This is a genomic window from Streptomyces sp. NPDC006691, from assembly GCF_042869955.1.
GTDB lineage: Bacteria > Actinomycetota > Actinomycetes > Streptomycetales > Streptomycetaceae > Streptomyces.
Genome location: NZ_JBIAGW010000024.1, coordinates 1 through 24,094, shown reverse-complemented (window position 1 = coordinate 24,094; position 24,094 = coordinate 1). Strand labels below are relative to the sequence as shown.

The following is a 24,094-nucleotide window of genomic DNA, read 5'->3' as shown; positions in this document are numbered from 1 at the left end:
ATTGAGGACGAGCGCCCTCAAGGCGCGAACGGGGGTCTGGGGGCGGAGCCCCCAGGGTCGGGTCGGGGGTCACTCGCTCTCGCCCTCCCGCATGGGAACGCGCACGCCCTTCTCGTCCGCCACCCGCTCGGCGATGTCGTACCCGGCGTCGACGTGCCGGATGACACCCATCCCGGGGTCGTTGGTGAGGACCCGGCGGATCTTCTCGCCCGCCAGCTTCGTACCGTCCGCCACCGAGACCTGCCCCGCGTGGATGGAGCGGCCCATGCCGACACCGCCACCGTGGTGGATGGACACCCAGGACGCCCCGGAGGCCACGTTCACCATGGCGTTCAGGAGCGGCCAGTCGGCGATCGCGTCGGAGCCGTCCAGCATCGCCTCGGTCTCGCGGTACGGGGAGGCCACCGAACCGCAGTCGAGGTGGTCGCGGCCGATCGCGAGCGGCGCCGCGAGCGTGCCGTTGCCGACCATGTCGTTGAACATGTCGCCCGCCTTGTCCCGCTCGCCCTGGCCGAGCCAGCAGATCCGCGCGGGCAGCCCCTGGAAGTGGACCCGCTCGCCCGCCATCTTGATCCAGCGGTGCAGCGACTCGTTCTCCGGGAAGAGGTCGAGCAGCGCCTTGTCCGTCTTGTGGATGTCGGACGCCTCACCCGAGAGGGCCGCCCAGCGGAAGGGTCCCTTGCCCTCGCAGAACAGCGGGCGGATGTAGGCCGGCACGAAGCCGGGGAAGTCGAACGCCCGCGCGTAGCCCGCCAGTTGGGCCTCGCCGCGGATCGAGTTGCCGTAGTCGAAGACCTCGGCGCCGGCGTCCATGAAGCCGACCATCGCCTCGACGTGCCGCGCCATCGACTCACGGGCGCGGGTGGTGAAGCCCGCCGGGTCCTTCGCCGCGTACGCCGCCATGTCGTCGAAGGCGACGCCGACGGGCAGGTACGCGAGCGGGTCGTGGGCCGAGGTCTGGTCGGTCACGATGTCGATGGGGGCGCCTTCGGCGAGCATCCTCGGGAGGAGTTCCGCCGCGTTGCCGAGCAGGCCGATGGAGAGCGGCTTGCGGGCGTCGCGCGCCTCGACCGCCAACTGGAGCGCGTGCTCCAGGGAGTCGGCCCGCACGTCCAGGTAGCGGTGCTCGATCCGGCGCTCGATGGCGCGCGGGTCGACGTCGATACAGATCGCGACGCCGTCGTTCATCGTCACGGCGAGCGGCTGGGCGCCGCCCATGCCGCCGAGCCCGGCGGTCAGGGTGATCGTCCCGGCGAGCGTGCCGTGGAACTTCTTCGCCGCGACCGCGGCGAACGTCTCGTACGTGCCCTGGAGGATGCCCTGCGTGCCGATGTAGATCCAGGAGCCGGCCGTCATCTGGCCGTACATGGTGAGGCCGAGGGCCTCCAGACGGCGGAACTCCTCCCAGTTCGCCCAGTCGCCGACCAGGTTGGAGTTGGCGATCAGGACGCGCGGCGCCCACTCGTGGGTCTGCATGACGCCGACCGGCCGACCCGACTGGACCAGCATCGTCTCGTCCTGCTTCAGGGTGCGCAGCGTACGCACCATCGCGTCGAAGGAGCGCCAGTCACGGGCGGCCTTGCCGGTGCCGCCGTAGACGACGAGCTTGTCGGGGTGCTCGGCGACCTCGGGGTCGAGGTTGTTCTGGAGCATGCGCAGCGCGGCTTCCTGCTGCCATCCCAGGGCGCTCAGTTCCGTACCGCGCGGTGCCCGTACGGGGCGGGGTCCTGACATGGCGATGCCTCCTCGTGACCTGATCCAGTTATTCACATCCTGGGTTACTGAATAGAACTAGTCAATAGCGGCGTAGGCTCTGCGGGCGGGCCGACCCGGTGATTGGCTGGATCGCATGACTTCCCAGGCAACGTCCGCCACGGCCGGGACCACCGCGGCCGAGCGCCGCGATCAGGCCGTGCGGGCCGCGGTGGAGCAGGGTCTGGCCGGGCCGGACGCCGCCATCGTCGCCCTCCTCGACATCACCGGCATCCGCGCGGGCGCCGCCGCCCTGCGGGACGCCTTCGCCGCCGTCACCGAGGCCCCCGTGCTGCACGCCTTCGCCGTAAAGGCCTGCCCGCTGGTGCCGGTGCTCCGGCTGCTGCGCGCGGAGGGGATCGGCGCCGAGGTCGCGAGCCCGGGCGAGCTGGCGCTGGCCCGCGCCGCCGGAACGGCGGCCGCCGACACCGTGCTCGACTCCCCCGCCAAGACCCCCGCCGAACTGCGCGAGGCGCTCGCCCTGGGTATCGCGGTGAACGCGGACAACCCGCAGGAGCTGGCCCGCATCGACGCGCTGGTGGCGTCGACGCCCACCACCTCGCCGATCGGCCTGCGGGTCAATCCGCAGCTCGGCGCCGGGTCCATCGACGCGCTGTCCACGGCGACGGCCACGTCCAAGTTCGGCGTCGCGCTGCTCGACGACGGCGCGCGGGACTGGGTCGTACGGGCCTATCGCGAGCGCCCCTGGCTGACCCGGCTGCACACGCACTCCGGCTCGCAGGGCGTGGCGCTCTCCCTCATGGCGCGGGGCGTACGGGTGGCCTACGAGCTGGCCGAGGAGATCAACGCGGCGGTAGGGCGCCGGCAGGTCGACACCGTCGACATCGGCGGAGGACTTCCGGTCAACTTCGGCTCCGACGAGGAGACACCGACGTACGCCTCCTACGCCCGGCTCCTCAAGGAGGAGGTGCCGGGTCTGTTCGACGGGCGGTACGGCCTGGTGACCGAATTCGGGCGCTCGCTGCTCGCCAAGCACGGCACGGTTCTCGCCCGGGTCGAGTACGCGAAGAGCTCGGGCGGCCGGCCCATCGCGGTCACCCACGCCGGGGTGCAGATCGCCGCCCGCACCGTGTACGCGCCCGCCTCCTGGCCGCTGCGGATCGCGGCGTACGACGCGAAGGGCCGCCCCAAGTCGGGGCCGTCCGTCGCCCAGGACATCGCGGGGCCCGCCTGCTTCGCGGGCGATCTGCTCGCCGAGAACCGCCCGCTGCCGCTGCTCGAACAGGGCGACTACACCGGAATTCTGGACACGGGCGCCTATTATTTCGCCCACCACTACTCCTACAACTCCCTGGCCAGGCCGGGCGTTTACGGCTTCACGGCGAGCGACGAGGGTGTCCGGTTCGCGACCGTGCGCGACCCCCAGCCCATCGAGGACCTGGTCGCGGAGGCGGGCGGCGCCCACGCCGACGGGCTCCTGTGAGCCGTCGGGCATAGTCCCGCCCGTCCCGAACTGCCGCGCCCACAGCAGGAGTTCGGTTTCTGCCCAAAGGGCCGCACCCTAGCCAAGCGTGGCAAGCGCCGCTGGAAAATGCCAGAACTCCCACCAGCGGTTGCAACGGTGCGTAACGTCTTGGTCGCTGCCGCACGCCCGTTCCGGCGGCCCTTCGTGACATCCATGCGCCGCGCCGGGAGGAGGTTCCGCGTGCCCGGAATCGACGAGTGCCTGCTTGAGGCGATGCTGCTCCCCGGAGCGCTCGGGGCGGGTGTGGCCGACTGGACGAGCGGGCTCGCGCTCGGCGCCATCGGCCAGTCGCCCGGCGGGGACCACGAGGCGACCGCCGCCGAGACCGCCGAGCTGGCCCGTACGGCCGCCGAGCATCCGGGGTTCGGCGCCGCCGCCGAGGAGGGCTCGGCCGTCGGCCCGCCCGTCGAGGACCTGATCATCACCACCCGTACCGCCTATCACGTGCTCTGTTTCGTCGAGACGGCCTTCGACAGCAGCGTCTTCCTGCATCTGTGGCTGGACCGCCAGGACGGCAATCTCGCGCTCGCCCGGCTGCGCCTTCGCGACCTGGCCGAACGGCTGGTGCTGTGATGAGCACCGCGATACGGAAGCCGCCCCAGGAGACGCGGCACGGCGTCTCCCCCATGCTGGTCCGGCTCGTCACCGAACGGGCCACCGGCGCCCTGCTGCGCGACCGCGGCACCCTCTACCTCTGCGACGGCCAGGTGGTGCACGCGGAGAGCCCCGCGGCCCCCGGCATCGACGTGCTGCTCACCGCCGCCGGGCGGCTGCGCCCCGAGGGCTGGCAGGAGGCCGTGGACCGGGCGGGGCCGCGCGGCCGGGTCGGCCGGTTCCTGGTGGAGAGCGGCCAGGTGGGCGACGGCGAACTGGAGATATGCCACCTCGGCGCGCTGCACGACGCGGCGTTCTTCGCGCTCGCCCCCACCAGCGGCCCCACCCGCTTCCGCTACGGCGTCGCGCACTGGATGGGCCCGGTCAGACCGGTGCCGGCCGAGGCGGTGGAGCGGGAGGCGGCCCGCCGCAGGGAGCTCCTGGAGGGGATCTGGCCCTGCCCGGACCTGGACACCGCCCCCGTCGTGCGCAGCACGCGCCCGCCGGACGCGCCGCTCACCCCGCGCCAGCGGGCGGTGCTCGCCCTGGCCGACGGGGCGCGCACCCCGCTGGACATCGCGCGGCTGCTCGGCCGGCCCGCCTTCCACACCCTGGTCGACATGCGCAGGCTGGCGGCCGTCGGGGCCGTCGAGCCCCCGCGCGCCCCCGCGCCGCCGCCGGACACCCACGCCTGGGCCGCCCGGATGGCCGCCGAGACGACCGCCCCCGACGTGGCGCTGCTGCGGCGGCTGCGCGACGCACTGGAGGCCACGCTGTGATCCGCGCACTGCGGCAGCGTGCCGAGAGGAGACAGCTCATGGCGGCCGAGACGGAAGTCGCCGAAGTCCTCGAAGAACTACGGCGGTTGAGGGCCCGGCTGCCCCAGCTCACCGGCGCGCTCGCCGCGAGCGCGGACGGTTTCGTGCTCGCCCAGGACGGCGCGGCCGATGCCGTCGAAGGGGTCGCGGCGCTCACCGCGGCGGCCCTCGGCGTCGCCCAGCGGCTGACCGAGACGACCGGACAGGGCGGCTTCCGCGAGCTCCTCGTGCGCGGCGAGACGGGTTACGTCGCCACGTACGCGGCGGGCTGCAACGCCGTGCTCACCCTCCTCGCGGAGCCCCGCGTCAACGTCGGCCGGCTGCACCTCGAAGCCCGCCGCTCCAGCACGCGCGTCGGCGAGCTGATCGACGGCGCCCTCGACCGGCAGGAGACCCCATGAACGGCACCGGCACACCGAGCCGGAACAGCCCCCGAAGGAAAGGAACGACGACACCCATGAGCAACACCGAAACGACGCTCAAGGAAGCGATGACCTCGATCGAGGGCGCCCTCGGCGCGGCCCTGGTCGACTACAGCAGCGGCATGGCCCTCGGCACCCTGGGCGGCGGCAAGGAACTCGACCTGACGGTCGCCGCGGCAGGCAACACCGACGTGGTGCGCGCCAAGGTGCGGACCATGGAGATGCTCGGCCTCAAGGAGGAGATCGAGGACATCCTGATCACGCTCGGCAGTCAGTACCACCTGATCCGGCTCCTCAAGGGCCGGGGCAACAGTGGCCTGTTCCTCTACCTCGCCCTGGACAAGAAGCGGGCCAACCTGGCCATGGCCCGCCACCAGCTGCGGAAGATCGAGGACGAGCTGGAGGTGTGAACTCCGTTCCGTCAAGGGGCCGTTCAGTGACGCCGCGCCCCGCCGGGCGCGGCGTCGCCCGCGCCGAGCCCGGTCGTCCGGAAGCCCCGCACCGCCCTGCCGACCGGTGCACCGCGCGGCACCCAGTCGGTGCGCACCCACAGGAGCGCACCGGCCGCGCGCTCGGTCCGGCCGAGCCACGCCGCCTTGAGCCGGAGCCCGGCGCCCGCGCCCGCCATCAGCAGGCCGCCCGCGCCGGGCAGCGCGAAGGACGATCCCGCCGCCACCACGAAGGCGAGGAGCAGCCACCAGCGCCAGGCCCGTCGCCACGTGCCTACGGTCACGGCCCGGTCCTGGAGGAAGTCGGCCTTGGCGGCGCGGGTGGCGGCCTCGGCGAAGTGCGCGTAGCGCCGGCGCCGGGCCCCGAACACGACGGCCGCCGTGACGAGGAACAGGGCCGCGCCCGCGAGCAGCCCGATCCGCCGGCCGGTCAGGCTCACCGGAAGCACCGCCCCGAGCCCCGCGGCCACCAGCCCGAGCCACCACAAAGGGGCCGCCCCGGCCCGTACGACCACCGCCACGCGCGCCAACGCGACGCCTCCGCGCCCCATGTCCCCGCACCTCCATGCCTCGCTTTGCTGGCGCGGAGGTTAGCCCGGCAATCTGAGCGGTTCGTGAGAGGCCACGCCGCTTGGCCCCCGGCGGAGCCGCTCGCGCCGTTCCTCGCGCCCCTGCCCCCTTCGGCCTCGCACCGTGCCCGCTTCTCGCGCCCCTGGCAGTAACGGTGCCGGGGCATCGTCAGCCCGTCATGGGGGTCCCCCCTGGCCCTTAGGGCCTTGGGGGAGTTCGAGGACGAGCGCCGTTCAGGCGCGAACGGGGTCTGGGGCGGAGCCGCAGGGAGGCGGGGCTCGGGGTGGCTACTCCACGAACAGCCCCCGCGCGGCGGCCCGCGCGTCGAACTCCTCCAGGCGGGCCTGCGCGTCCGGCAGGTCGTCGCACATGGCCTCCAGAAGCACCCGCCCCAGCAGCATCGGCGCACACGCCGTGTCGAAGGCGAGCCCGGTGCCGACCGCCGCCGGAATCAGCAGATCGCTGTACCTGGCGACCGGTGCGAACGCCGAGTCGGCGACCGTGACCACGGTGAGCCCCGCGGACTGGGCGTACGCGAGCGCCTCCACGACCTCCTTGGGGTGGCGCGGCAGCGCGAAGCACAGCAGCGCCGAAGCCCCCGCCCGCAGCGCCGCGTCGATCCGGTCGGCCAGCATGGTGCCGCCCTCGTCGAGCAGGCGGACGTCGGGGTGGACCTTGGCCGCGAAGTAGGCGAAGCCGCGGGCCTGCGAGGAGGCCGCGCGCAGGCCGAGCACGGGCAGCGGGCGCGAGGCGGCGAGCAGGCGGCCCGCGCTCTCGACCGGGCCCGGGTCGGCGAGCAGCCCGGCCAGGTGCTGGAGGTTCTCGATCTCGGCCCGCACCGCCTGCTGGTACTCGTTGTACGAGGTCTCGACGGCCGCCTCGGCCGGGGCGGGAGCCACCTCGCGCAGATGGCGGCGCAGCGCCGGGTAGCCGTCGAAGCCGAGGGCGACCGCGAACCGGGTCACCGACGGCTGGCTGACCCCGGCGAGTTCGGCGAGCTCGACGCTGGACAGGAACGGCACGTCGGCGGCGCGGCGCACCATGCAGTGCGCGATGCGCCGCTGGGTCGGGGTGAGCCGGTGCCCCTCGAAGAGCTGTTGCAGCCGTGCGGCAGGGCCCTCGCTCATGCCGTCCCCCTTCATGCGTGCCTGTCCTTCATGCGTGACTGTCCTTGAACCGGTCGAGCAGTGCGGCGGCCTTGTCGACGTCGTCGGTCAGCGGCCGGTCGGTGACATCCTCGTCGAGCACCGCGTCCGCGAGCGCGTACGCCCGCCCGACCGGCAGATCCGGGTCGGGGCGCAGCCCGCGCTGGCGCAACGCCCTTACCGCCGCGACGAGTTCGCACCCCACCACGAGCCGCAGCGCCCCGCCGAGCCGCAGTGTCTGGCGGGCCGCGAGCGAGGCGAAGCTGGCCTGCTCCTCGACGCCCCGAGAGAGTACAGCGTGGCCGAGCGAGGCCGGGGCGGCGAAGGCCCGCAGATCGCCGAGAGCGGCGCCGGCCGCGTACTCCAGGATCATCACGCCCGACGAGGCGGCCTCGCCGTCGGCGAGGAACGGCTTGAGCCGGGTGTAGGCGGGCTCGTTGAGCGCGGACAGGCGCGAGGTGGAAAGCCGCGCGACCTGGGTGACCGAGAGCCTGAAGTGGTCGAGCGCCAGGGCGAGTTGGGCCAGGTAGAAGCCGCCGTGGTGGTAGGCGGCGAGGTCGTCGGACGAGATCAGCGGGTTCTCGGCGGCGGCGTTGATCTCGACCGCCAGCACCCGCTCCAGGGCGTCGGCCGCGTCGTGCGCGGGCCCGTGGATCTGCGGCAGACAGCGGAAGCCGTACGGGTCCTGGATGCGGCCGAGCGGCGGGGTGGGCCGCTCGGGGGCGCCGAGCAGCTCGCGCATGCGGGCGGCGGTGGCGTACGAGCCGGGGTGCGGGCGGGCCGCGTGCACCGGCTCGGCGTACGCCTCGTAGGAGCCGTCCACGGCGAGCAGCGAGAAGGCCCCGACGATCTCGGTGGCCGCGATCAGGCGGCGCAGTTCGTCGAGGGCGAGCGCGGCCTGGCCGAGGGTGAGCGCGTTGGAGCTGATCAGGGCGAGGGCGTCGTTGTTGTCGAGGGGCTGCGCCTCGGGCTCGGGGCCGCCCTGCCAGGGGTGTTCCCCGGCGAGCGCGAGGCCGACCTGGGAGAGGGCGGCGATGTCGCCGGTGCCGACCGAGCCGAACTCGTTGACCACCGGATGCGCTCCGGCCTCCAGGGCCTCGCACAGCGCGCCGACGACGCTGGGGCGAAGGCCCGCGCCGCCCGCGAGCAGTTGGTTGGCCCGCACCGCGAGCATCGCGCGGACCTCGCGGGCGGGCAGCGGGGCGCCGATCGCCCCGGCGTGGCTGCGCAGCAGGCGCAGGCCGTGCCCGGCGGCGGCCTCGGTCGGCACGGCCTCGCTGCGGTTGGCGCCGACCCCGGTCGAGCGGCCGTACACCCGCCCGGAGGCGGCGAGTTCGCGGGCGGTGTGCCAGGCGTGCTCGACGCGGCGCATCGCCCCGGTGCCGGGCACCGGGCGGGCGGTGCCGTCGGCGAGCCGGACGACGTCGGCGACGGGCAGGGTCTCGCCGTCGAGGACGACGACCCCGGCCGGCGAATCCTGCGAGGCGTCCACGACGTGGGACGACAACATGCGCGAACACCACCATTTCCGGACGCGGCGACAACGGCCCGGGTGCGAGCCATTGACAAGTTATTCAGACACCCAGAACTCTGCATGACGATATACAGCCGGGCAAGCCTTCACGCCTCCTCGTCCCGAAGGAGCACACCCTCCCCATGGCCGAACCAGTCGAATCCCCAGGCCGGACCGCCTCTCTCGTCGAGCGCCGCTCCATCGACGTCGTCCCCGACGCCGAGCGGCACGGCACCGCCTTCAGCCAGTTCACGCTCTGGCTCGGCGCCAACCTCCAGATCACCGCCGTCGTGACCGGCGCCCTCGCCGTGGTGTTCGGCGGTGGCGCGTTCTGGTCGCTCGTCGGCCTGGTCGTCGGCAACCTCCTGGGCGGCGCCGTCATGGCGCTGCACTCCGCGCAGGGCCCGCGCCTCGGGCTGCCCCAGATGATCTCCTCGCGGGCCCAGTTCGGCGTGCGCGGGGCGGTGGTGCCGCTGCTCCTGGTGATCGTGATGTACGTCGGCTTCTTCGCCAGCGGCAGCGTGCTCGCCGGTCAGGCGGTCGGCGAGCTCACCCACCTCGGCGAGACCCCCGGCATCGTGATCTTCGCCCTGATCACCGCGGTGACGGCGACGATCGGCTACCGGGTCATCCACGCGCTCGGCCGGGTGGCCAGCGTGATCTGCGCGCTCGCCTTCGTCTACCTCGGCATCCGCCTCCTGGACCGCGTCGACCTCACGACGGTCCTGCACGACCGGGCGTTCCACCTGCCGATGTTCCTGCTCGCCGTATCGCTGTCCGCGTCCTGGCAGCTCGCGTTCGGCCCGTACGTCGCGGACTACTCGCGCTACCTGCCCCGCACGACCAGCGGCCGTGCCACCTTCTGGTGGACGCTGGCCGGGTCCGCGCTCGGGTCGCAGTGGTCGATGACCTTCGGCGTCCTGGTGGCCGCCACCGCCGGCGACGCCTTCCTCGACAACCAGGTCGGGTACGTCGTCGGCCTCGGCGGCGCCGGCCTGATCGCCTCGTTCCTGTACTTCACGATCGCTCTCGGCAAGCTCACCATCAACGTGCTCAACACCTATGGCGGCTTCATGTCGATGGTGACCAGCGTCAGCGGGTTCCGCGCCCAGAAGACCATCGGGCCGCGCGCCCGGGCCCTCTACATCGGCGGCATCATGGTGGCCGGCACGGCGGTCGCCCTCGCGGGCAAGGACTCGTTCCTGACCTCGTTCAAGGACTTCCTGCTGTTCCTGCTGACCTTCTTCACGCCGTGGTCGGCGATCAACCTGGTCGACTACTACCTGATCTCCCGCGAGCGCTACGACATACCGGCCCTCTTCGACGCGCGGGGCCGCTACGGCGCCTGGCGCTGGGACGCCCTGGCGGTCTACGTCGTCGGCGTACTCGCCCAACTCCCCTTCCTGGCCACCAGCTTCTACACCGGCCCGCTCGTCGCGCCCCTCGGCGGCGCCGACCTCTCCTGGCTCGTGGGGCTCGCGGTCCCGGCGGCGCTCTTCTTCGTGCTGGCACGGGGACGGAATACGGGGGGTAGCCCCACTGTGGATCCGGGCTCCGCTGCGTACCTTGAAAACCATGGATGTCCGTGATCCCGCGCCCAGGCCCAGTCTCGTGAAGGACGCCGAGCTCAAGAAGGAGCTCGACGCCACCCTGCACGCCCGCAGGGAGCTCGGCGCGGACTACGAGCCCGCCCTCATCGAGTCCTTCCTGGAGAAGGTGGAGCAGCGCGTCGATGCGTCCGTGGACCGGCGGGTGCGGCGGCAGCTGGCGGAGCAGCAGATAGTCGTGGCCCGCGGCGGCCGCCCGGCCCGCAGCGGTTCGGAGAGCCACTTCGGCGAGCGCTTCGGCTTCGCCCTGATCTCGCTGGTCCTCGCGGTGCCGCTGTCCGCGATCGGCGGGGTCAACGGCGGCTTCGACGGCCTCGTCGTGACCTGGCTCGGCATCGTCGGCGTCAACGCGGTGCACGCGGCCCATCGCTGGCCCTGGCTGAAGAGCCGGCGGCCCGGCGCGGAGGGCTGAGCTCAACCGCCTTGTGCGCCAGCCTTGTTGACGGCCCCGCGCAGGAGTGGTCGCGGGGACCGCCGCACCCCCGGGTTGCCCGAGGGGCGGGACGACGGCGGTCCCCGCGAGGGACACGGGTCCGGGTCAGAACCGGTCCGCGTCCTGGGCGTCCTGGGAGATCCGGGAGCCGCTCCGGAGGTTCCTGACGCCGCTGGTGTGCCGGCCGGGGCCCCCTGCCCGGGTTCCCCCGCCGACATCCACCACTGTGCACGAGCCGTGTTAAGCCGGTGCTGCGCGCACATGTCGCGCTCGTACCGTTCGCACGACATCACCGGGCGCCGCCCCCGAACGCACCCGGCCCCCGCTTCCCGCGAGCGAGTCGCGGGGAAGCGGGGGCCGGGTGACCGGGTGACCGGGCGCTACGGCAGCTGCTGCGGCGTGCGGGCGAGGAACGCCAGCAGGTCCTGGCGGCTGACCACACCGGTCGGCTTGCCCTCGACCAGCACGATCGCCGCGTCCGCCTTGCCGAGCACGGACATCAGGTCGCCGACCGGCTCGCCGGAGCCGACCTGCGGCAGCGGCGCGCTCATGTGCTTCTCCAGCGGGTCGTCGAGCAGGGCCCGCTGGGTGAACAGGGCGTCGAGCAGTTCGCGCTCGACGACCGAGCCGATGACCTCGGCGGCCATCACATCGGGGTGCCCCGCGCCCGGCTTCACGATGGGCATCTGCGAGACGCCGTACTCGCGCAGCACCTCGATGGCCTGGCCGACCGTCTCCTCGGGGTGCATGTGCACCAGCGAGGGCAGGTGGCCGGCCTCCTTGAAGCCGAGCACGTCGGAGACGCGCGCCGAGGGACCGGCCTCCTCCAGGAAGCCGTAGTCCGCCATCCACTCGTCGTTGAAGATCTTCGAGAGGTAGCCGCGGCCGGAGTCCGGAAGCAGCACGACGACCACGTCGTCGGGGCCGAGGCCCTCGGCGACCTTCAGCGCCGCCACCACGGCCATGCCGCAGGAGCCGCCGACCAGGAGGCCCTCCTCCTTGGCGAGGCGGCGGGTCATCTGGAAGGAGTCCTTGTCGGACACGGCGACGATCTCGTCGGTGACGTCCTGGTCGTAGGCGGTCGGCCAGAAGTCCTCGCCGACGCCCTCCACCAGGTACGGACGGCCGGAGCCGCCGCTGTAGACCGAGCCCTCCGGGTCCGCGCCGACGACGCGCACCTTCCCCTCGCTGGCCTCCTTGAGGTAGCGGCCGGTGCCGGAGATGGTGCCGCCGGTGCCGACGCCCGCGACGAAATGGGTGATCTTCCCGTCGGTCTGCTCCCACAGCTCGGGACCGGTGGTCTCGTAGTGCGAACGGGGGTTGTTCGGGTTGCTGTACTGGTCCGGCTTCCAGGCCCCGGGCGTCTCGCGCACCAGGCGGTCGGAGACGTTGTAGTACGAGTCCGGGTGCTCGGGGTCGACGGCGGTCGGGCAGACCACGACCTCGGCTCCGTACGCGCGCAGGACGTTGATCTTGTCCGTGGAGACCTTGTCAGGGCAGACGAAGATGCACTTGTAGCCCTTCTGCTGGGCCACGATCGCCAGGCCCACACCCGTGTTGCCGCTGGTCGGCTCGACGATGGTGCCACCGGGCTTGAGGGCGCCGGACTGCTCGGCGGCCTCGATCATGCGGACGGCGATCCGGTCCTTGACCGAGCCGCCGGGGTTGAAGTACTCGACCTTGGCCAGGACGGTCGCCTGAATGCCCTGGGTCACACTGTTGAGCCTCACCAGCGGGGTGTTGCCTACGAGGCTGATCATCGAGTCGTGGAATCGCACCGTTGTCTCCGGGTCTCCGATTAGGTCCCGCCAGCGTATGCGGACCAGGACGGGGCGTTCACCTTCGCACGGGATTGAGCGACACCCGCTACCGGGCAGTTAGCTGTTGTACGACTGCAAGCTCCATGGAGGTGGCGGTGGCGGGGACCGGTTCGAGGGCGAGGGTGGCGCGGCGGATCGCGACGGGCGCGGCATTCGGCGGCGGCGGCATCGGGCTGATCGCGGGCGCCGCGGTGGGCGTCGTGCTCGCCGAGGTCGCGCTGGCGAAACGCTCGGTGGGCGGCGGCTCCCCCCAGGCCCCGAACGCCGACGGGCTGTACGGCACCGCCTTCGCGGACGGTACGAAGCCCCTCAGGCTCGGCATGCTGGGCGACTCCACGGCGGCCGGGCAGGGGGTGCGCCGGGCGGGCCAGACCCCGGCCGCGCTGCTCGCGTCCGGGCTCGCGGCGGTCGCCGAGCGCATGGTGACGCTGCGGAACGTGGCGCTGCCCGGCGCCCGCTCGGACGACCTGGAACGCCAGGTGTCCCTGCTGCTCGCCGACCCGAACCGGATCCCGGACGTCTGCGTGATCATGATCGGCGCGAACGACGTCACCACCCGGATGGCACCCACCGCCTCGGTGCGCTACCTCTCCACCGCGGTGCGCCGGCTGCGTACCGCCGGGGCCGAGGTGGTGGTGGGCACCTGTCCCGACCTCGGCACCATCGAGCCGGTCTACCAGCCGCTGCGCTGGCTGGCCCGGCGGGTCTCGCGCCAGCTCGCGGCGGCGCAGACGATCGTGGTGGTGGAGCAGGGCGGGCGCACGGTGTCGCTGGGCCATCTGCTCGGCCCGGAGTTCGAGCAGAACCCGCGGGAGCTGTTCGGTCCCGACAACTACCACCCCTCGGCCGAGGGCTACGCGACCGCGGCGATGGCGGTGCTGCCCACGCTGTGCGCCTCGCTCGGCCTGTGGCCCGAGTCCGACCACCCCGACGCCTCGCGCAACGAGGACATCCTGCCGGTGGCGAAGGCGGCCTCGGCCGCGGCCGCTCAGGCCGGCACCGAGGTCACCGGGGCGCGGGCGCCCTGGGCCCTGCTCAAGTACCGCCGCCGCAGGCGGCTGCCGGCCCCGGTGGAGCCGGCCCCCAACGGCTCGCACACGGGGCGGTAGGGGGCGGCCCGGGGGCTTCCGGAAGCCACCGGGCGCCGCGGGGCGGTCCCGCGCAGCCGCTTGGACCGCAGGCCTGACCGCAGGCCCGGCCGAAGGCCAGGGAGCCGCACGGCGTGCGCCCTGAGCGACCGCTTAGAAAAGAGTCCGGCATCACACGCCACCCCGGATGACCAATCCACTACGTGCGGGTAACTTCCCAGGGAGTCCTGCCTTCCCATCCCCTGGAGCCGTGATGCCCGAAGCCGTGATCGTCTCGACCGCCCGCTCCCCCATCGGCCGCGCCTTCAAGGGCTCGCTCAAGGACCTCCGCCCCGACGACCTCACGGCCACGATCATCCAGGCCGCGCTCGCCAAGGTGCCCGGCCTCGACCCGCGCGACATCGACGACCTGATGCTCGGCTGCGGACTGCCCGGCGGCGAGCAGGGCCACAACCTGGGCCGCATCGTGGCCGTACAGATGGGCATGGACCACCTGCCGGGCTGCACGATCACCCGGTACTGCTCGTCCTCGCTCCAGACCTCCCGCATGGCCCTGCACGCCATCAAGGCGGGCGAGGGCGACGTGTTCATCTCGGCCGGTGTCGAGATGGTCTCCCGCTCGGTCAAGGGCAGCAGCGACGGCCTGCCGGACACCCACAACCCGCTCTTCGCCGACGCCGAGGCGCGCACCGCCGCCGTCGCGCAGTCCGAGGGCGCCTCCTGGCACGACCCGCGCGAGGACGGCCTCATCCCGGACGCGTACATCGCGATGGGCCAGACCGCCGAGAACCTGGCCCGCCTCAAGGGCATCTCGCGCCAGGAGATGGACGAGTTCGGCGTGCGCTCGCAGAACCTCGCCGAGGAAGCCATCAAGAACGGCTTCTGGGAGCGGGAGATCACCCCCGTCACGACCCCGGACGGCACCGTGGTCGGCAAGGACGACGGCCCCCGCGCCGGCGTCACCGTCGAGGGCGTGTCGGGCCTCAAGCCCGTCTTCCGCCCCGACGGGCTCGTCACGGCCGGCAACTGCTGTCCGCTCAACGACGGCGCCGCCGCCCTGGTGATCATGAGCGACACCAAGGCGCGCGAGCTGGGCCTGACCCCGCTGGCCCGCATCGTCTCCACCGGCGTCACGGGCCTGTCGCCCGAGATCATGGGCCTCGGCCCGGTCGAGGCGTCCCGCCAGGCGCTGAAGCGCGCCGGCCTGACCGTGGACGACATCGACCTCTTCGAGATCAACGAGGCCTTCGCCGCCCAGGTGATCCCGTCCTACCAGGACCTCGGCATCCCGCTGGACAAGCTGAACGTGAACGGCGGCGCCATCGCCGTCGGCCACCCCTTCGGCATGACCGGCGCCCGCATCACCGGCACGCTGATCAACAGCCTCCAGTTCCACGACAAGCAGTTCGGCCTGGAGACCATGTGCGTCGGCGGCGGCCAGGGCATGGCGATGGTCGTCGAGCGCCTGAGCTGATGCCTCAACCGGGCGGCCGGAGCGCTGTGTTGACCGTCGGTCGACGCAGGGTTGACGCCCCGGCCGCCACAGGTTGAACGCGGAGGGCGACGCCGGTGCCTCTGACCAGGGCACTCCTCTCCCACAGGGCGCTCACAGCCAATCGTTCCGCGTCCTAACCGTGACCGAATCTCCCCCAGGATGTGACGTATCTCTTGCGGGAAGAGAATTTCCCCAGGTCAGCGTAGGTGCGGGGTTAAACCCCAGGCCCAAAGACCTGTCCATTTCGTGACGTAATGCACTGACACCACGAGCGGGCTCACGACAAGCTGATGTAGGAAGTCGGGGAATCGTTTGAATCCGGGAGTAAGTCAGTGAGCGCCATGCCTCTTGCCCTGCTGCTGACCACGGCCGCTGCCACGGCCGTGGGCGCCGCTGCCCTGCACGCCGCCCACGGGCTGCGCAAGCAGGTGGTGGCTCTGCGCGAAGACCTGGCAGCCGCCCGTGCCGAACACCGCACCGACCACGTGACCCTGCCCCAGCAGGCCCGCTCCGCCGGGACCCCGGCCGCCGAGATACGGGCCGCCGTCGCCGAGGCGCTCGCCGAGGAGCGGGAGCGCGAGCTGGCCGAGGCGCGCGCCTTCTGGGCCGCCCAGGAGGCCAGGGACGCCGCCGACGCGCCCTCCCCGATGCTGGGCGGGCTCGCCGGACTCGGCGAGGACGCCGCGTTCTTCCTGCCCCGTCAGGCGGACTTCGCGGGCCTGGAGGCCGAGGCCCTGGAGATGGCCGAGGCCCTGGAGACCGCGGAGGAGTTCCCCGAGGACTCCCCCGAGCTCGCCGCGGCCCGCCGCCGCCACCCCTCGCACCCCGACTTCGTGCCGGTCCAGACGCCCGTCGTCGCCGACCACGAGGCCACGGTCTCGCGCCTGGAGGAGCTCGCCGAGGCCCGTACCGCGCTCGCGGACGTGCGCCCGGGCCCGCTCGGCACGCTCGACGTGTACGTCTTCGCGGACGGCACCACGCTCTGCATGACCCCGGGCCACCGCGAGACCGCGGAGCGCCTCTCGGACGCCCTGCGCGACGGCGAGGCGCCGGTGCTGCTCGGCGGCTCCGGAGTGTCCGGCGCGTACGCGCTGACCTTCTCCTGCGGCGAGGAGAGCGTCTACATCCTCGCGGACCGGGTCATCGCCTCGCTCTGACGGCGACAGCGGCCGGCGGAAGACCGGCCCGGCCGCACCGCGTCCGCCGAAGGCCGCTCCCCGCGTCTAACCGAAGGCCCGCTCCTGCGCGGCTTCCACCAGCTTCACGGCCCCGTCCGGCTCCCCGCCGGGCGGGGTCTTCGCCGTCCGGAGCGCCCCGGCCAGATCCCGTCCGGCGACCACGACTTGGTCGGCCACCGCGAACAGACCGGCGTCCGGCATGATCAGCGGCTCGCGGTCCGGGAACTCGACGCGCTGCGCCAGAACCGCCAACTCCCTTGCGAGCGCAAGTCCTTCGGCGGCTGCGCCACGGCGGAGCCGGCTTTCGGGAGCGGCGCGCAGCCGGTCGGCGAAGCGGTCCACGGCCAGGATCAGAGGGTTCACATCGAGCACGCCGTGACCCTACGCGCCTCTCCCGCACTGTTGCCAATACGCGAACACTCAGGCACGGTGCAGTGAAGGACCAGTAAGCGCAACGCCTCCGGAGGCGCCGATGTCCCAAGTCTTCTCCGAAGAGACCCATCGCAACCTGCTCTCCCGCATCCCCCATTGCACCGGTCGTGAAGTGTCCGACTGGCTCCGCACCGTCGAGGAAGGCCCCTCCCTCTTCCGTTTCGAGGAGAAGGTCAGCTGGCTCCGGAGCGAGCACGATCTCGCCTATGGGCACGCCAAGGCGATCATCCATGAGTACGACCTGAGGCGAGCCGCGCGCCGACTGCTCTAGTTCCGAGCCTGTTCCCAGTTCCAGGAGGAATCACTTCGCGTCACTCCGCTTCCCGCACCCCCGCGAGAAGCGCACCGCCATCACCGCCCCTTCGCCCCGCCGACGACCCCGTCGGCGGGGCGAAGCGCTGCGTCGGGACGCGCGCCGGGCCGAACACCGCCTTCAGTAGGTGAACTCCCGTTCCCGGCAAGGGCTTTCACTGTTTTACCTCTTGACGCTCTCGACGACGGAGAGCACAGTGACCGCGCAGCCCGTCGTTGAGAGCGCTCTCAGAGCGCTTTCTTTCCGAGAGAGGCCCCCCACATGCGCCCCACACCCCCCAGACGCGGCCCGGCCCGGCGAGCCGTGACCGCCCTGCTCTCCACCCTCGGCCTCGCGGCCGCTTCCGCCGCCCTCGTCGCCCTGCCCGCCTCCGCGTCCGCCCCACCGCCCCCGGCGGGCTGGACCACCGTGTTCAGCGACGACTTCAACGGCCCGGCCGGCTCCGGCGTGGACACCGCCAACTGGCAGTACACGACCGGCACCAGCTACCCCGGCGGCCCCGCCAACTTCGGCACCGGCGAGGTCGAGACGATGACCTCGTCCACCAACAACGTCTCCCTCGACGGTGCCGGCAACCTGCGCATCACCCCGCAGCGCGACGCCGCAGGCAACTGGACGTCGGGCCGGATCGAGACCAGGCGCTCCGACTTCCAGCCCCCGGCCGGCGGCAGGCTCCGCATCGAGGCGCGCCTTCAGATGCCCAATGTGACGGGCGCCGCCGCCAAGGGCTACTGGCCGGCGTTCTGGGCCCTCGGCGCGCCCTTCCGGGGCAACTGGTGGAACTGGCCCGGCATCGGCGAGCTCGACATCATGGAGAACGTCCAGGGCCTCAACAACAACTGGTCCACCATGCACTGCGGCACCAGCCCCGGCGGCCCCTGCAACGAGACCACGGGCATCGGCGGACAGAAGGCCTGCGACGGCGCCACTTGCCAGGCCGGCTTCCACACCTACGCCGTCGAGTGGGACCGCTCGGGCCCGACCGAGCAGATGCGCTTCTCCCTGGACGGCGTCACCTTCCACACGGTGAGCCAGAACCAGGTCGACGCGGCGACCTGGACCAACGCCACCAACCACGGCTACTTCGTCATCCTCAACGTCGCCATGGGCGGCGGCTTCCCCGGCGCCTACGGCGGCGGCCCCGACGCGGGCACCCAGCCGGGGCACCCGCTGGTCGTCGACTACGTCACCGTCCAGCAGTCGGGCTCCGGCACCACCACCCCGCCCACCACCCCGCCCCCGGGCAACCGCGACGCCTACGGCACCATCCAGGCCGAGTCGTACGACCAGCAGTCCGGAGTGGTGAAGGAGACCACCACCGACAGCGGGGGCGGCCAGGACATCGGCTCCCTCGCCCAGGGCGACTGGGCGCTCTACCAGGGCGTGAACTTCGGTACGACGGCGGCCAGACAGTTCTCCGCCCGGGTGGCGAGCGGCGCGGCCGGCGGGGTCAGCGGTCTGGTGGAGGTGCGCCTGGACAGCCGGAGCAACGCGCCCATCGGCAGCTTCGCCGTGGCCAACACCGGCGGCTGGCAGAGCTGGCGCACGGTCCCGGCGAACATCAGCGGCGTCACGGGGACCCACGACGTGTACCTGACCTTCACCAGCGGCCAGGGGGCGGACTTCGTGAACGTCAACTGGTTCGGGTTCGGCCACTGATGGGGCGCGCGCGCATGAAGACCGTACGGCTCCTCCTCGCCGCCGCGACGACGAGCGCCCTGCTGTTCCTCGGCGCGGGCGGCGGCACGGCCACGGCCGCCGCCGGCGCCCCGCGGGCCGCCGCCGCGGCCGGCTTCCCGATCGTGTTCCAGAACAACACCCACGGCGCGTACACCGACGCGCAGATCTACGTCACCGTGCTCGGCCAGATCACCCCCGGCCAGTGGTCCTACCTCAAGCCCGACGGCAGCACGGCCCACATCAACCACCTCGACGCCAACGCGCCGGGCCATCTCACCAAGCACGGCGTGAACTACCCGAACATGTCGTTCACGCTGACCCGGGCGGGCGGCCGGGTGCCCTCCCCGTCCTCGATCCGCGGCGGCCGCGTCTACCTCTCGCTCGGCTCGCCGCTCTACATCCCGGTCTCGCCCGACGACCAGGGCTGGGGCGGCCCCGACCCGAACAACCCCTCCGACCCCAACAACGACGTGTACTACGACTGGTACGAGTACACCTTCGTCAACGGGCAGGCGGCGTACGGCGGGAACACCACCCAGGTCGACCAGTTCGGCTTCCCGATGACCTCCCGGCTGCGCCAGACCTCCAGCGGCTACGACACCACCCGCGGCATCTCCAAGACCCGCGCGCAGGTGATGTCCGCGTACGCGGCGGGCGTCGGTGCGGCCTTCAAGCCACTGCAGTCCGGCTACCGGATCATCGCCCCGCGCTCGGCGGCCGGCTTCCCCGCGGACTACCTGACCTCGACCATCAACCAGACCTGGAGCTATTACGCGTCCCACCCCTTCACCCTGAACGCGCCGGGCGAGACGTTCTCCGGTCGGGTCGCGGGCGACACCCTGACCTTCACCAGGAACGGCTCGGGCTCCTTCACGCTGCACAAGCCGACCTCGCGCGAGGTCATGGCCTGCTCGGGGGCGCTCGCCTCGGGGAGCGACGAGGAGAAGCGGCTGGGCGCGGAGTTCTGCGCCGCCTTCAACCGGGGCGTGGCCCAGGACACCTCGCTCTGGCACACCCCGTCCGCGTACTACCGGGGTACGGGCCCCAAGAACGACTACGCGGCCTTCTTCCACACGGTCGGCCTGGACGGGCGCGCGTACGGGTTCCCGTACGACGACATCGACGACCAGTCCTCGGTCCAGATCCTGGGCAATGCGAACCCGCCGACGGATCTGACCCTGTCGATCGGCTGGTGACCCCCCGCACACGGCGAGGGGCCCCGCCCGGCAGTGCGCCGGGCGGGGCCCCTGGTGACGTGCACCGTCAGCGGTGTCAGTCGTTGCCTTGCAGGATGGAGATCAGCCGCAGCGCCTCCAGGTAGATCCACACCAGGGTCATGGTGAGGCCGAAGGCCGCCAGCCAGGACTCCTCGCGCGGAGCGCCGTAGGTGATGCCGTCCTCGACCTGCTTGAAGTCCATCGCCAGGAAGCAGGCACCGAGCACGATGCCGATGATCCCGAAGAGGATGCCGAGGCCGCCGCTGCGGAAGCCGAGGCCGTCACCGCCGCCGATCGCCGAGAACAGCAGGTTGACCAGCATCAGCAGCATGAAGCCGATGGCCGCGGCCATGACGAAGCCGACGAAGCGGCGGTTGACCCGGATCAGCCGGGTCTTGTAGGCGATGAGGACACCGGCGAAGACCGCCATCGTGCCGAGCACCGCCTGCGGCACCGCGCCCGCCGACACGTGCGTGGTGACGGCCGAGCTGATCACGCCGAGGAAGACGCCCTCGAAGGCGGCGTACCCGAGGATCAGGGCCGGCACCGGCTTGCGCTTGAAGGACTGGACCATGGCGAGGACGAACGCGATCAGCGCGGCGCCGACGGCGATGCCGTACGACTTGCCGATGTTCGCCGCGTCGACCGGCAGCGCCAGCCAGGCGACGACCGCACCGGCGACGACCGTGCCGAGCGTGATCGCGGTGCGCGACACCACGTCGTCGATCGTCATCACGCCGGAGCGGGCGGGTGCCTGCGGGGCGCCCTGCTGCGTGTCCTGCTGCGCGTAGGGGTTCGTGGCGTACGGGTTCGTGGGCGCCTGCGCGTACGGGTTGCCCCCGGCCTGCGGCTGCTGCGCGGTGTTGAAACCGGCGTAGCCGTTGTCGCGGCTGAACCCCCGTCGCGAGAAGACCGGGTTGCTGCTCCTCATCTCACTCCTCCATGGCCACCGTGCGCGGCCTTGTCGTCAAGGGTAATGGGCACGCAAAGAAACCGGCGTACTGCCTAAGGAGGATCTTCACCCTGAGGGGAGGGCTGTGCAAGGGTCCGCCACCCGACGCGCGGGTGCCGGACCCACCGGTCACCGAATCCGCAGGCCGGCGAGGTAGGACCGCACATTGCGTCGGGTCTCCGGCACACTGTCGCCGCCGAACTTCTCCGCCACCGCATCCGCCAGGACGAGCGCGACCATGGCCTCCGCCACGATCCCGGCGGCCGGCACCGCGCACACGTCCGAGCGCTGGTGGTGCGCGGTGGCCGCCGCGCCGGTGGCCACGTCGATGGTGGCCAGCGCCCGCGGCACGGTCGCGATCGGCTTCATGGCCGCCCGCACCCGAAGCGGCTCGCCCGTGGACAGGCCGCCCTCCGTGCCGCCGGAACGATCCGAGGCCCGCGCGATACCGTCCGCGGTCCGGACGATCTCGTCGTGGGCCTGCGAGCCGGGCACCCGGGCCAGCTCGAACCCGTCCCCGACCTCCACCCCCTTGATCGCCTGGATTCCCATCAGCGCCGCGGCCAGGCGGGCATCGAGCCGACGGTCCCAGTGCACGTGCGAGCCCAGCCCGACCGGCACCCCGTGGGCCAGCACCTCGACCACGCCGCCCAGCGTGTCGCCGTCCTTGTGGGCCCGGTCGATCTCGGCAACCATCGCCTTCGACGCATCCGCGTCCAGGCAGCGCACCGGGTCCGCGTCCAGCCTCCCCACATCGGCCGGGACCGGGTGGCGCCCGCGCGGTGCCTTCGCCGCCCCCAGCTCCACCACATGGCTGACGATCTCGATCCCGGCCGTCTCCCTCAGATACGAGCGCGCCATCGCGCCCAGCGCCACCCGCGCCGCGGTCTCCCGGGCACTCGCGCGCTCCAGGACCGGCCGGGCGTCGTCGAAGCCGTACTTCTGCATCCCGGCCAGATCCGCGTGCCCGGGGCGCGGCCGTGTCAGCGGCGCGTTGCGGGCCGACGCGGCCAGTACCGCCGGATCCACCGGGTCGGCCGCCATGGCCTGCTCCCACTTGGGCCACTCGGTGTTGCCCACCATCACCGCGACCGGCGAGCCCATGGTCAGTCCGTGCCGCACCCCGCCCAGGAAGGTGACGTCGTCCCGCTCGAACTTCATCCGCGCACCACGGCCATGGCCCAGGCGCCGCCGCGCCAGATGCTCGGCCACCGCCTCCGTGGTGACCGGAACACCGGCGGGCAGCCCCTCCAGCGTCGCCACCAGTGCGGGTCCGTGGGATTCCCCAGCGGTCAGCCAGCGCAAGCTGCTCAACGGTGCTCCTTCGTCATGTCCCCTATGCCATAAGGGAGTTCGTGCTGCGGGAACAGCCGGTGCAGCTCGGCATGGAACCCCGGGAACGTCTTGGCCACACATCGCGGGTCGTCCAGGGTGACCGTGCCGGGGGCGGCGAGACCGAGTACCGAGAACGCCATGGCGATGCGGTGGTCGCGGTGGCAGGCGATCCGGGCGGAACGTGGCCTGCCCGGGTGAACGGTGATCCAGTCCTCGCCCTCGGCGACCTCGATGCCCATCGCCCGCAGGTTCGCCGCGACCGCTCCAATGCGGTCCGACTCCTTCATCCGCGCGTGCCCGATCCCGCTGATGGTGACGGGCGCGTCGGCCAGGGGCGCGATCGCGGCGAAGGTCATGAAGGTGTCCGAGAGGTCGCCCATGTCGACGGCGAAGCCCCCGCGCAGGCGTCCGGTGCCGGTCACCTCGACCGCGTCCCGGTCCAGCCGCACCCGGGCACCCGCCCGCTCCAGGACCTCCACGAACCGCACATCGCCCTGAAGGCTCCCGGCGCCCAGGGCCGGCACCCGGACCGTCCGCCCCGTGACGGCGGCCGCCGCGAGGACGTACGAAGCCGTGGAGGCGTCCGGTTCGACGTCCACGTCGGTGGCGGTGTAGCCGCCGGGCGCCACGCCGAAGGAGCCGTCCCCGCCTTGGGTGACCCGCGCGCCGAACCGGCGCATCAGGGCCACCGTCATGTCGACGTACGGACGGCTGACCGGCCTGGCGGTGCGCAGCAGCAGGCCGTCGCGCGTCAGCGGCGCCGCCATCAGCAGTCCGCTCAGATACTGACTGCTCATCGAGGAGTCGACGGCGATCTCTCCGCCGTCGAGCCCCGCGGCCCGGATGCGTGCGGGGAGCGTGCCGCCCGGTGCCGATGCGATATCGGCGCCGAGCCCCGACAGCGCCTCGAACAACGGCAGTTGGGGGCGTGCTCGAAGCTGTCCGGTGGCGTCGAAGTCGAACACCCCCCTCCCCGTGGCGGCGAAGGGCGGCAGGAAGCGGGCCGCGGTCCCGGCATCGGCACACCACAGCCGCGCCTCGGCCACCACCGGTCCGCCACCGGCCCCCGTGACCTCCCAGTACGTGTCCGAGGGGCCGGACTCCACGGGGACGCCGAGCGCGTTCAACGCGTCCCGGAACGCCAGCGTGTCCTCGCTCACCAGCGGGAGCCGGATCCGGCTGGTGCCTTCGGCGGCGGCGGCCAGCAGCAGGACCCGGTTGGTCAGGCTCTTCGAGCCCGGGATGCGGGCGCACAGCACGGGTCTCGCGGTCCCCGCGGCACTGTCCACCGCGCTCACGGCCGGTTCCCGACGGCCTTCGGCCCCGTGCCGTCCCCAAGTGCGGCACGGGCGGCGGCGGTGACGTGTTCGGTGGTGAAGCCGAACTCCTGGAACAGGAGCTTGCCGTCGGCGGAGGCGCCGAAGTGCTCCAGGGAGACGATGCGGCCCGTGTCGCCGACGAAGCGGTGCCAGGTCAGGCCGATGCCGGCCTCGACCGCGACCCGTGCCTTGACGGACGGCGGCAGGACGCTGTCCTTGTACGCCTGGTCCTGCTCGTCGAACCACTCCACGCACGGCATCGACACCACACGGGTCGGGATGCCGGCGGCCTGGAGCTCCTCGCGGGCGCCGACGGCGAGCTGGACCTCGGAGCCGGTCGCGATGAGGACGGCCTGCGGGGCGCCGCCCTCGGCTTCCAGCAGGACGTAACCGCCCTTGGCGGCGTCCTCGTTGACGTCGTAGGTCGGCACGCCCTGACGGGTCAGCACGAGGCCGTGCGGGGCGCCCTTGCCGAA

Annotated in this window: 23 protein-coding genes; 13 read left to right on the top strand and 10 right to left on the bottom strand. The window is 72.4% G+C overall.

The features are described 5' to 3' along the window. Positions 1–69 precede the first annotated feature (69 nt). A complete protein-coding gene (hutU, locus tag ACFYNP_RS33730) occupies positions 70–1,734 on the bottom strand; it encodes a urocanate hydratase (protein ID WP_388790967.1) in 1,665 nt (554 codons plus the stop codon). 115 nt (positions 1,735–1,849) lie between these two features. Between hutU and ACFYNP_RS33725 the strand changes: the two genes are divergently transcribed. The 5 genes from ACFYNP_RS33725 to ACFYNP_RS33705 all read left to right on the top strand — a co-directional run bounded on the left by ACFYNP_RS33725 (position 1,850) and on the right by ACFYNP_RS33705 (position 5,482). Further along, on the top strand, positions 1,850–3,196 hold the full coding sequence (locus ACFYNP_RS33725; RefSeq protein ID WP_388790965.1) for a diaminopimelate decarboxylase: 1,347 nt from the start codon (positions 1,850–1,852) through the stop codon (positions 3,194–3,196). Between the two features lie 222 nt (positions 3,197–3,418). Further along, the gene (locus ACFYNP_RS33720) at positions 3,419–3,811 is read left to right on the top strand and encodes a hypothetical protein (protein ID WP_388790963.1); all 393 of its coding nucleotides are present in this window, start codon (positions 3,419–3,421) and stop codon (positions 3,809–3,811) included. Then, positions 3,811–4,611, top strand: a complete 801-nt coding sequence (locus tag ACFYNP_RS33715) for a transcriptional regulator (protein ID WP_388790961.1) — start codon at positions 3,811–3,813, stop codon at positions 4,609–4,611. Before ACFYNP_RS33720 ends, ACFYNP_RS33715 begins: the two co-directional genes overlap by 1 nt. A 38-nt stretch (positions 4,612–4,649) precedes the next feature. Further along, entirely contained in the window at positions 4,650–5,051 is a 402-nt protein-coding gene (locus ACFYNP_RS33710; protein WP_234376116.1) for a roadblock/LC7 domain-containing protein, read from the top strand. 56 nt (positions 5,052–5,107) lie between these two features. Then, entirely contained in the window at positions 5,108–5,482 is a 375-nt protein-coding gene (locus tag ACFYNP_RS33705) for a hypothetical protein (protein ID WP_388416479.1), read from the top strand. 23 nt (positions 5,483–5,505) lie between these two features. Here the strand turns inward: ACFYNP_RS33705 and ACFYNP_RS33700 are convergent, their stop codons facing one another. The 3 genes from ACFYNP_RS33700 to ACFYNP_RS33690 form a co-directional block, all read right to left on the bottom strand. Next, positions 5,506–6,072 carry a hypothetical protein gene (locus ACFYNP_RS33700; protein ID WP_388790959.1) on the bottom strand — a complete coding sequence of 189 codons (567 nt, stop codon included), beginning with the start codon at positions 6,070–6,072 and terminating at the stop codon, positions 5,506–5,508. Between the two features lie 306 nt (positions 6,073–6,378). Next, positions 6,379–7,218, bottom strand: coding sequence for a MurR/RpiR family transcriptional regulator (locus tag ACFYNP_RS33695; protein WP_388790957.1), 840 nt, complete (start codon positions 7,216–7,218; stop codon positions 6,379–6,381). A 28-nt stretch (positions 7,219–7,246) separates the two neighbouring features. Beyond that, complete coding sequence (locus tag ACFYNP_RS33690) at positions 7,247–8,746, bottom strand: aromatic amino acid ammonia-lyase (RefSeq protein WP_388790955.1); 1,500 nt, start codon at positions 8,744–8,746, stop codon at positions 7,247–7,249. Positions 8,747–8,892: 146 nt separating this feature from the next. Between ACFYNP_RS33690 and ACFYNP_RS33685 the strand changes: the two genes are divergently transcribed. Together ACFYNP_RS33685 and ACFYNP_RS33680 are read left to right on the top strand one after the other, a co-directional pair. Continuing rightward, complete coding sequence (locus tag ACFYNP_RS33685; protein WP_388790953.1) at positions 8,893–10,338, top strand: purine-cytosine permease family protein; 1,446 nt, start codon at positions 8,893–8,895, stop codon at positions 10,336–10,338. After that, on the top strand, positions 10,325–10,768 hold the full coding sequence (locus ACFYNP_RS33680; RefSeq protein WP_388790951.1) for a hypothetical protein: 444 nt from the start codon (positions 10,325–10,327) through the stop codon (positions 10,766–10,768). Before ACFYNP_RS33685 ends, ACFYNP_RS33680 begins: the two co-directional genes overlap by 14 nt. A 401-nt stretch (positions 10,769–11,169) precedes the next feature. On the opposite strand, the gene ACFYNP_RS33675 is transcribed toward ACFYNP_RS33680, so the two are convergent. After that, the gene (locus ACFYNP_RS33675) at positions 11,170–12,567 is read right to left on the bottom strand and encodes a cystathionine beta-synthase (RefSeq protein ID WP_388416496.1); all 1,398 of its coding nucleotides are present in this window, start codon (positions 12,565–12,567) and stop codon (positions 11,170–11,172) included. 164 nt (positions 12,568–12,731) lie between these two features. Between ACFYNP_RS33675 and ACFYNP_RS33670 the strand changes: the two genes are divergently transcribed. The 3 genes from ACFYNP_RS33670 (at position 12,732) to ACFYNP_RS33660 (ending at position 16,349) form a co-directional block, all read left to right on the top strand. Further along, the gene (locus tag ACFYNP_RS33670; RefSeq protein WP_388416499.1) at positions 12,732–13,718 is read left to right on the top strand and encodes an SGNH/GDSL hydrolase family protein; all 987 of its coding nucleotides are present in this window, start codon (positions 12,732–12,734) and stop codon (positions 13,716–13,718) included. 232 nt (positions 13,719–13,950) lie between these two features. Then, entirely contained in the window at positions 13,951–15,171 is a 1,221-nt protein-coding gene (locus tag ACFYNP_RS33665; RefSeq protein WP_388416501.1) for an acetyl-CoA C-acetyltransferase, read from the top strand. A gap of 362 nt (positions 15,172–15,533) precedes the next feature. Continuing rightward, positions 15,534–16,349: a hypothetical protein gene (locus ACFYNP_RS33660; protein WP_388416849.1), complete on the top strand. Its 816-nt coding sequence runs from the start codon at positions 15,534–15,536 to the stop codon at positions 16,347–16,349. Positions 16,350–16,415: 66 nt separating this feature from the next. Here ACFYNP_RS33660 and ACFYNP_RS33655 read toward each other — a convergent pair whose 3' ends face one another. Then, positions 16,416–16,742 (bottom strand): hypothetical protein, encoded by a 327-nt coding sequence (locus ACFYNP_RS33655; RefSeq protein WP_388790949.1) that lies wholly within the window; start codon positions 16,740–16,742, stop codon positions 16,416–16,418. Positions 16,743–16,842: 100 nt separating this feature from the next. Here ACFYNP_RS33655 and ACFYNP_RS33650 point away from each other — a divergent pair, with 100 nt between their 5' ends. From ACFYNP_RS33650 to ACFYNP_RS33640, 3 genes are all read left to right on the top strand, one after another. After that, entirely contained in the window at positions 16,843–17,073 is a 231-nt protein-coding gene (locus ACFYNP_RS33650; RefSeq protein ID WP_053725101.1) for a DUF4287 domain-containing protein, read from the top strand. Positions 17,074–17,376: 303 nt separating this feature from the next. Beyond that, positions 17,377–18,774 (top strand): glycoside hydrolase family 16 protein, encoded by a 1,398-nt coding sequence (locus ACFYNP_RS33645; protein WP_388790947.1) that lies wholly within the window; start codon positions 17,377–17,379, stop codon positions 18,772–18,774. 14 nt (positions 18,775–18,788) lie between these two features. Beyond that, the gene (locus tag ACFYNP_RS33640; protein WP_388790945.1) at positions 18,789–19,991 is read left to right on the top strand and encodes a glycoside hydrolase family 64 protein; all 1,203 of its coding nucleotides are present in this window, start codon (positions 18,789–18,791) and stop codon (positions 19,989–19,991) included. Between the two features lie 76 nt (positions 19,992–20,067). Here the strand turns inward: ACFYNP_RS33640 and ACFYNP_RS33635 are convergent, their stop codons facing one another. The 4 genes from ACFYNP_RS33635 to ACFYNP_RS33620 all read right to left on the bottom strand — a co-directional run. Further along, entirely contained in the window at positions 20,068–20,943 is an 876-nt protein-coding gene (locus ACFYNP_RS33635; RefSeq protein ID WP_388416511.1) for a Bax inhibitor-1/YccA family protein, read from the bottom strand. A gap of 150 nt (positions 20,944–21,093) precedes the next feature. After that, on the bottom strand, positions 21,094–22,278 hold the full coding sequence (gene aroC, locus ACFYNP_RS33630) for a chorismate synthase (protein WP_388790943.1): 1,185 nt from the start codon (positions 22,276–22,278) through the stop codon (positions 21,094–21,096). Beyond that, positions 22,275–23,597 carry a 3-phosphoshikimate 1-carboxyvinyltransferase gene (gene aroA, locus ACFYNP_RS33625; RefSeq protein ID WP_388790941.1) on the bottom strand — a complete coding sequence of 441 codons (1,323 nt, stop codon included), beginning with the start codon at positions 23,595–23,597 and terminating at the stop codon, positions 22,275–22,277. The genes aroC and aroA overlap by 4 nt, the downstream gene beginning before the upstream one ends. Continuing rightward, the coding region (locus ACFYNP_RS33620; RefSeq protein WP_388790939.1) for a transketolase C-terminal domain-containing protein at positions 23,594–24,094 on the bottom strand (501 nt) is incomplete at its 5' end. The genes aroA and ACFYNP_RS33620, both read right to left, overlap by 4 nt.

Bases quoted from the DNA above. Each gene is read 5' to 3' on its own strand.
- ACFYNP_RS33635 (WP_388416511.1), bottom strand. From the start codon at position 20,943: ATGAGGAGCAGCAACCCGGTCTTCTCGCGACGGGGGTTCAGCCGCGAC.
- ACFYNP_RS33710 (WP_234376116.1), top strand. From the start codon at position 4,650: ATGGCGGCCGAGACGGAAGTCGCCGAAGTCCTCGAAGAACTACGGCGG.
- ACFYNP_RS33705 (WP_388416479.1), top strand. From the start codon at position 5,108: ATGAGCAACACCGAAACGACGCTCAAGGAAGCGATGACCTCGATCGAG.
- hutU (WP_388790967.1), bottom strand. From the start codon at position 1,734: ATGTCAGGACCCCGCCCCGTACGGGCACCGCGCGGTACGGAACTGAGC.
- ACFYNP_RS33685 (WP_388790953.1), top strand. From the start codon at position 8,893: ATGGCCGAACCAGTCGAATCCCCAGGCCGGACCGCCTCTCTCGTCGAG.
- ACFYNP_RS33715 (WP_388790961.1), top strand. From the start codon at position 3,811: ATGAGCACCGCGATACGGAAGCCGCCCCAGGAGACGCGGCACGGCGTC.
- ACFYNP_RS33695 (WP_388790957.1), bottom strand. From the start codon at position 7,218: ATGAGCGAGGGCCCTGCCGCACGGCTGCAACAGCTCTTCGAGGGGCAC.
- ACFYNP_RS33700 (WP_388790959.1), bottom strand. From the start codon at position 6,072: ATGGGGCGCGGAGGCGTCGCGTTGGCGCGCGTGGCGGTGGTCGTACGG.
- ACFYNP_RS33665 (WP_388416501.1), top strand. From the start codon at position 13,951: ATGCCCGAAGCCGTGATCGTCTCGACCGCCCGCTCCCCCATCGGCCGC.
- ACFYNP_RS33680 (WP_388790951.1), top strand. From the start codon at position 10,325: ATGGATGTCCGTGATCCCGCGCCCAGGCCCAGTCTCGTGAAGGACGCC.
- ACFYNP_RS33645 (WP_388790947.1), top strand. From the start codon at position 17,377: ATGCGCCCCACACCCCCCAGACGCGGCCCGGCCCGGCGAGCCGTGACC.
- ACFYNP_RS33725 (WP_388790965.1), top strand. From the start codon at position 1,850: ATGACTTCCCAGGCAACGTCCGCCACGGCCGGGACCACCGCGGCCGAG.
- ACFYNP_RS33640 (WP_388790945.1), top strand. From the start codon at position 18,789: ATGAAGACCGTACGGCTCCTCCTCGCCGCCGCGACGACGAGCGCCCTG.
- ACFYNP_RS33690 (WP_388790955.1), bottom strand. From the start codon at position 8,746: ATGTTGTCGTCCCACGTCGTGGACGCCTCGCAGGATTCGCCGGCCGGG.
- ACFYNP_RS33650 (WP_053725101.1), top strand. From the start codon at position 16,843: ATGTCCCAAGTCTTCTCCGAAGAGACCCATCGCAACCTGCTCTCCCGC.
- ACFYNP_RS33660 (WP_388416849.1), top strand. From the start codon at position 15,534: ATGCCTCTTGCCCTGCTGCTGACCACGGCCGCTGCCACGGCCGTGGGC.